This is a genomic window from Streptomyces sp. NPDC007917 (genome assembly GCF_042959105.1).
Classification (GTDB): domain Bacteria; phylum Actinomycetota; class Actinomycetes; order Streptomycetales; family Streptomycetaceae; genus Streptomyces.
Genome location: NZ_JBIBKK010000028.1, coordinates 65,928 through 72,292, shown reverse-complemented (window position 1 = coordinate 72,292; position 6,365 = coordinate 65,928). Strand labels below are relative to the sequence as shown.

At 74.7% G+C, this 6,365-nt stretch carries 4 protein-coding genes; 2 read left to right on the top strand and 2 right to left on the bottom strand.

Going from position 1 to position 6,365, the window contains the following annotated elements; genetic code table 11:
- Both ACFZDL_RS37820 and ACFZDL_RS37815 read left to right on the top strand, forming a co-directional pair.
- A partial coding sequence (locus ACFZDL_RS37820) for a hypothetical protein (RefSeq protein WP_391193504.1) occupies window positions 1-229 on the top strand: 229 nt, incomplete at its 5' end.
- A gap of 154 nt (window positions 230-383) precedes the next feature.
- On the top strand, window positions 384-3,554 hold the full coding sequence (locus ACFZDL_RS37815) for a BTAD domain-containing putative transcriptional regulator (protein ID WP_353591593.1): 3,171 nt from the start codon (window positions 384-386) through the stop codon (window positions 3,552-3,554).
- Here the strand turns inward: ACFZDL_RS37815 and ACFZDL_RS37810 are convergent.
- Together ACFZDL_RS37810 and ACFZDL_RS37805 are read right to left on the bottom strand one after the other, a co-directional pair.
- Entirely contained in the window at window positions 3,551-5,566 is a 2,016-nt protein-coding gene (locus ACFZDL_RS37810; RefSeq protein WP_353591594.1) for an FUSC family protein, read from the bottom strand. The two genes, ACFZDL_RS37815 and ACFZDL_RS37810, sit on opposite strands and share 4 nt — an antisense overlap.
- 161 nt (window positions 5,567-5,727) lie before the next feature.
- Window positions 5,728-6,309 carry a histidine phosphatase family protein gene (locus ACFZDL_RS37805; protein ID WP_353591595.1) on the bottom strand — a complete coding sequence of 194 codons (582 nt, stop codon included), beginning with the start codon at window positions 6,307-6,309 and terminating at the stop codon, window positions 5,728-5,730.
- Window positions 6,310-6,365: the final 56 nt, after the last annotated feature.

Sequence of the window (6,365 nt, the reverse complement as noted above, 5' to 3'; positions counted from 1 at the left end):
CTTCACCGAAATGCCCTGGGACAACGACCTCATCATCGGCCAAGGCTTCTCGAAGAACAACGTCCACTTCGCCGACCTCGACGGCGACGGCAAGTCAGAGCTCGTCACCGTCCTCGACAACGGCGACGTAAAGGCCTGGCACAACGGACGCGGCTTCTCCCCGATGCCCTGGGACAAGGACCTCATCATCGGCCAGGGCTTCACCAACGACAACGTCCACTTCGCCTGAGCCGAACCCCTCAGCAGGGCCCGTACCGGCATCCCGCCCCGGTACGGGCCCTGGCCCGTACCCGTAACCGGAGGCCGGGAGTGCGGCGTGTCCTCGTTGTGCCGCACCTGGCCGTCTGACAAAATCCCCCCACGCGTGGGGTGGGAATGGGCGAGTGCTCTTGGGGGTCCGGGTGCGCTTCCTGATGTTGGGTCCGGTCGAGGTGAGAGCGGGCGGCCGCGAGGTGAACCTCGGCGGGGCCAAGCCGAAGGCGTTGCTGGCCGCGCTGCTGTTACAGCCCCGGCGAGTGGTCTCCATCGAGAGCCTTGTCGCGCTCATCTGGGACGACGCTCCGCCGCAGTCCGCCACCGCGCTCGTGTACACCTATGCTTCCGCGCTGCGCCGGAGCTTTTCGTCGATCGGCGAGCCGTCGCTGCTGACCACCCGCTCCCCCGGGTACGTCCTGGCGCTCACCCCCGACGACAGCGATCTGGAGGTGTTCCAGCACCGCCTCGACGCGGCCCGGAGCTCTGAGCGCGGCGGCGACCACGTGTCCGCGGCCGAGCGGTACGGGCAGGCGCTCGGGCTCTGGCGAGGACCGGCGTTCGGCGGGGTGCGCGCCGAGTTCGCCCGCAGCCGGGCCGCTTCGCTGGAAGAGGACCGGCTGGCGGCCGAGGAGGGTCTGGCGCGCTGCCGACTCGCCCAGGGCAGGGTCACGGAGGCGACGTCCCGCCTCGTCGGTCTGGCCGCCGCCCATCCGCTGCGGGAGGAGACCCGCGGGCTGCTGATGCGCGCCCTGTACGAGAGCGGCCGACAGGCCGATGCCCTGGCCGCGTACCGGGACGGCCGCAAGCACCTGATCGACGAACTGGGCGTCGAGCCGGGTGAGAAGCTCAGAAGACTGCACAGCAAGATCCTCGAAGGAACGCTCACGCCCCTGGCCCCGGCCCCCGTGACCGCGGGCGCCGGTCAGGAGGTGCGCGCCGCGGTCACGGCGGGCGGCGAGCAGCCAGCCGCACCGCTCGTGGCACACCTCGACCACTACGTCGCTCCGCGCCATCTGCCCCCGGACATCGGGGACTTCACCGGGCGGGCGGAGCAGCTCGAAGCGCTGATCAGGCTTGCGGGCCGGGACAACACGGCCTTCCGCACCGCGACACCGACGGTGGTGGTGTCCGGCTTCGGCGGGGTCGGCAAGTCGGCGCTCGCCGTGCACGCCGCCCATCTGCTGCGGGAGCACTATCCGGACGGACAGCTCTTCGCCGACCTCCGCGGCTCGGACCGGAACATCACCGCCCATGAGGTGCTCGGCCGGTTTCTCGGGGCGCTCGGGGTGACCGGCCCGGACCTCCCGGAGGCGCTCGACGACCGGATCGAGCTCTACCGCAGGAAGATGGCGGACCGGCGGCTGCTCATCGTCTTGGACAACGCGTCTCATGAGCAGCAGGTGCGGCGGCTGTTACCCGGCTCCCCGCGCTGCTTTGTGATCATCACCAGCCGTTCGCGGCTGACCGGGCTGGAGGGCGCGGAACCGGTCGAGCTGGACTTCTTCTCCACCGAGGCCGCGGTGGACATGCTCAGCACCATCGTCGGGGGGGCGCGGATCGCCGATGACGCCGAGTCCGCCCGGACCATCGCGCGGCTGTGCGGCGGTATCCCGCTGGCCATCCGGGCCGCCGCGGCCAGGCTGCTGGCCCGGCCGCACTGGCCGCTGCGCTCCCTCGCGGACCGGCTCTCCGACGAACGGCGCAGACTGGACGAACTCACCGTCGGGGATGTCGCCATCCGCTCGTCCCTGCGGCTGAACTACGCGGACCTCGGTGAGCCGCACCGCCGCGCCTTCCACCTGCTCACCCTGCTCGACCTGCCCGACTTCGGCTCATGGCTCGCCTCCCCGCTGCTGGACATCGCGCCGGACAACGCGGAGGACGTCGTCGAGCACCTGGTGGACCTCCGGCTGCTGGACGTCGCCGGGGCGGACGCCCTGGGACGGCTGCGCTACCGCTTCCACGACCTGGTGCAGCTCTTCGGAGCCGAGCTGGCCCTGGCCGAGGAACCCGGGCAGGTGATCGAGGCGGCTCTGGAGCGCACCATGGCCGCGTGGATGGCCCTGGTCGAGGCGGGGGCCGAGCGGCTGCCCCGGGTCACGCTCGGGCTGCGGCCCTCCCCCTCTCCGGCCACCGCGCTCTCCCCCGCGCTCCTGGCAGAAGTCGAGAACAACCCGGTGGAATGGCTGAAGTCGGAGACCCCGGCGCTGGTCCGGGCCGTGGAACGGTCGCACGAGCTGGGCCTGGACGGGGCGACGACGACGCTCATCACCTCGTTGCTGTCGTCGCCGTTCGCGGCGCGCAACGAGTTCGACGGCTGGCAGCGGACCCATGAGGCCGCCCTCCTCGCGGCGCGGAAGAAACAGGACCGGCGGGCCGAGACCATCCTGCTGGCCGGGCTGGGCCAGCTCTTCTACGAGAAGGACGACTTCCCGGCGGCCCTGGACCACTTCCGCCACGCCCTGGAGCTGGCACGGGCTGTCGGGGACCACGCCACGCAGGCGATCGCGCTGGTGGGGATCGGGACGGTCCGCCGGGATCTGGGGGAATTCCAGGACGCCGCCGACGACCTGGAGCGGGCCGCCTCCATCGCCGAGCGGGTCGGCGACCGCAGCGTGTTCGCGGCCGCCCACTACGGCCTGGGGGCGATCCGCCGGGACGGCGGCGACCTGGAGGCGGCGGCCGAGTCCCTGAACCGGTGTGCCGACATCTACCGGGAGATCGGCGACCCGCGGGGCGAGGCCGTCTCCCTGCGCGGCCTGGGCCTGTGCCACCGGGCCCGTGATGAACCGCACACCGCCGCCGAGCTCAGCGGCCGGGCGGAACGGATACTGCTGGCCGCGGGCGATGCGCTGGGCGCCGCGTATGCGCGGCAGTCACTGGCCAAGGCCATGATCCGGCAGGGTCGCGGCGCCGAGGCCGACCCCCTGCTCGACTCCGCTCTGCGGGTCTGCGCCCAGCAGCGGGACCGGTTCGGCGTCGCGCTGGTGACCAGGACGCGGGGCGAGTCCGCGCTCGCCCGGGGAGAGCTGGAGTCGGCGCGCGCGTCGCTCACCGAAGCGCTCGGCCTGTGGACGGAGCTCGGCCTCCCCCTGTGGCAGGCGAGGACTCTGCGAGACCTCGCGGCCGCGCAGTTCCCCACGGATCCGCGGGCCGCCGAGGACAGTTGGCGTACGGCGCTCGGGCTGTTCGCCGCCGCGCGGAGCCGTGAGACCGCGGAGCTCGCCGCCCTGGACCCGGCTGCCTGGCTGGCCCAGGTCCGGGACGGCCACCGGCAGCCCGGGGGCGACAGGGCCTAGCGGGACCCGGCGAAGTGCCGGGCGCGGTGCAGGCCGGCGGTGACGTCGGCGAGTGTCGCGCAGGGGGCCCCGCCCAGCGGTAGCTGGGGGACGGTGAGCGACGCCCCGGCGGGCATCGGCAGGTCGGCGGGCGGGCGGCGGGCGGCGACCGCGTCGGCCAGGTCCGACAGGGCGGTCCGCAGCCAGTCCGCCAGGGCCTTGTCCGGGGGCTGCGCGCCGTGGTCCAGCCGGACCCCGCACGCCGTCGCCGCGTCCACGATCTCCTCGAGCGCCGCGACCACCGGGGCCCACGCCGCCAGGTCGCGCCCGAACGGCGGATGTTCGGCCCCGGCCACCTCGACCGCGCGGCGGGCATCGGCCAGGGCGCGGTACGCCTCGCGGCGCAGCCGCAGCCGTACCTCGTAGGGCGCGTCGGCGGCCAGCACCCGGTCCAGGTGGTCGCGGGTGGCGCGGACGGCGAGCGAGAGCCGTACGGACACCTGGGCGCGCGGGCCGCCGAGACCCGGCAGCACCCCGGCCGCCAGCACCACCGCGCAGGCCAGCAGCGTGTCCGCGAGCCGCGCGTACTCCGCGCCACGGTCGCCGCCGAGGTACACCAGGGACAGCAGCAGAGGCGTGAGCACCGCCGTCTGGAGCGCGAAGTGGCGTACGGACACCGGGATCAGCGCCGAGCACACCGCGGCGACGGCCACCGGCCACACCTGCTCGGCCCCCGCGAGCGGGCCGAGCAGCGCGGCGAGCCCGGCGAAGACGGCCACGCCGACGGCGGTGCCGAACGCCCGGGAGACGGCCCGTGACACCAGGGGGCCCATGTCGGGCTTGACCAGGAAGGCGGCGGTGGCGGGGAGCCAGTACCAGTGTTCGCCCGGCAGCGACGTGGCCAGCGCGGTGGCGACGCCCACGCACAGCGCCACCCGGGCCGCGTACTCCCGGCCCGCCGGGCCGAGCACCCGGCGCAGCCGCTGCCGGGGCCCCGGCCCGACCGCGCCGACCGCCGGGGCGGGCTCGCCGTCGAAGACGCGGGCGGCGAGCAGTACCGCGCGGTGTGCGGCCAGGCCGCCGGCGGTGTGCGGCGCGGGCGCGGGGAGAGGGCCGGGCGGGCGGCCGGTACGCACCGAGCGGGCCAGCAGCGCGGGGGTCCGCGCCACCCGGGCGGGCAGTGGCTCGCCCTCCCACAGCAGCGTCACCGCCGTCTCGCTCAGCGCCCCGGCCACCGCCAGCAGGTCGCGCAGCCGCCGCAGGCCGGCGTCGGGCCGGTGGAGCGGGATCCGGTGTCCGTAGAGCGATTCGTAGGCGGCGTCGTACGCGGCGGTCAGCCGGCGCCGGGCCGCATGGCCGCGCTCGGTGCCGACCGCCGCCATCAGGTCGGCGAGCGCGTCGTAGACGGCGGCGACCGCGCGCCGCTCGTCGGGCAGGCCCGGCCCCGTTCTGCCCGGTGAGGGGGCGCCTCCCAGCGGTGGTGTGAAGCGGCGAACCGAGCCCGTGAAAAGGGGCAGCAGCCATGCCATGGCCAGTACCCACGCGGCGCCGGCGAGCAGCAGGCCGGCCCGGACCGGCGGGGGCTCGGGGGCGGGCATGCCGGCCCCGACCACGCACACCACCATCAGCTGGACCCCGGCGGAGGAGCAGACCGGCCCGATCGCGCTGATCGCGCCGGACACCAGACCGACCCCCGCCAGCGCGAGCGCGATCCAGGCGCCGGGTGACAGCGTGCCCAGCCACGCCCCGATCAGCATGCCCACGGCCCCGGCCAGGACGGGGAGGCCGATGCGCACCAGGCGGGTGGCGCGGGTGGCGGGCCGGTCGTTGATGTGCGCGAACATCGCGCCGAGGCCCGCGGTCACCCCGGCGGAGGTCTGTCCCGCGGCCACTCCGGCCGCCAGCACCGGTCCCACGCCGAGCGCGCCGCGCGCCACCGCCGCCCAGGGCACGGGTCCGCGCAGCCCCCGCGCGCCGTGCAGCGGGTGGGTGAGCCAGCTGGGGGGTGCGGGCGAGGTGTGCGGTGTGCGCAACGGTGTCCTCCGGGCGGTCGGGCGGGGTGGGTTCCCTCTTCGTCGAGGACGTGTACCTCGAACGTACGCACCCAATGCCGACATGCCGTAACCGCGACGTTTCCAGTGTGTGGCCCGTCCAGTGTGTGGCCCGACCGCGCCGCGCCCTCGGCGTCGCGCTTCTACAGTTGCGCTTCGCGGTCCACGCACAGCCGCCAGTTCCCGGCCCCGCCGCTGAGGGTGACGGTGGACAGCGGGAGCACATCGACGTTCCAGTAGCAGTGCGCCGGCGCCCGCATCGCATGGGTCACGGCGGCGCGGATCACGCCCGGGTCGGCGACGGCGAGCATCCGGCCGTCACTTTCGACGGGCCGGTTGTCCAGCCACCTGCCCACGCGGTTGATGAACGCGGACAGCGACTCGCCACCGTGCGGCGCGCTGCCGGGATCGGCGAGCCAGGTGTCGACCGCTTCGGGCTCGCGCTCCTTCACCTCCTCCAGGGTGCGGCCGCGCCAGCTGCCCATGTCGCAGTCGCGCAGGGAGGTCTGGGCGAGCGGCATGAAGCCGAGGATGTCTCCGGTCTCCCGGCTGCGCGCCGACGGCGAGCAGTAGCGCAGCTCGGCGGCGGCCAGCGGAAGCAGCGCGGGCGCCACGCGCTCCACCTCACGCCAGCCCGCCGGGTCGAGCGGCCGGTCGTCGTCGAAGCGTTCGGCGAGCCGGGAGGACCTGCGGCCGGAGGCGATCAGGGTGAGCCGGAAGTTCATCCGGGCATGCTAAGGCGCCTGGATCGCGGGCGGCTTCCGTCGGCGCGGGTTCGGCC